We start from the raw sequence: 306 nt of genomic DNA on the forward strand, positions 1-306 counted from the left end.
GTATAGGGCCGCCATTCAGGCCGGACGGAGGGAACCCACACCTCGCCGAACCGGCTGGAAGTCCGCCATCCGCCGTAAGTCGCGAGCCGCTCGCGGACGGTCACGGAAACCACGGCCGCATGCGCCGCCTGAGAGGACGGAACCGCCAATGGACCGGCCAAAGTCACGCCCAAAGCCAAGGTGACGGCTACGGAAGCTGCCAGCCCGCGCCGGGCGAATGGATGGATGGAGGACAATTGCATGACGCTCTCCTGGCTTCTTGCATCGCCATTCGCCCCCGTTGCTCTTGTCTTCAGACCCCATGGC

General features: G+C 65.4%; 1 pseudogene. It reads right to left on the reverse strand.

Going from position 1 to position 306, the window contains the following annotated elements:
* Positions 1-242, reverse strand: a pseudogene (locus EN845_RS35910) (hypothetical protein); the annotation flags it as partial.
* Positions 243-306 lie beyond the last annotated feature (64 nt).

This window comes from Mesorhizobium sp. M8A.F.Ca.ET.202.01.1.1 (assembly GCF_004791595.1).
Lineage (GTDB): Bacteria > Pseudomonadota > Alphaproteobacteria > Rhizobiales > Rhizobiaceae > Mesorhizobium.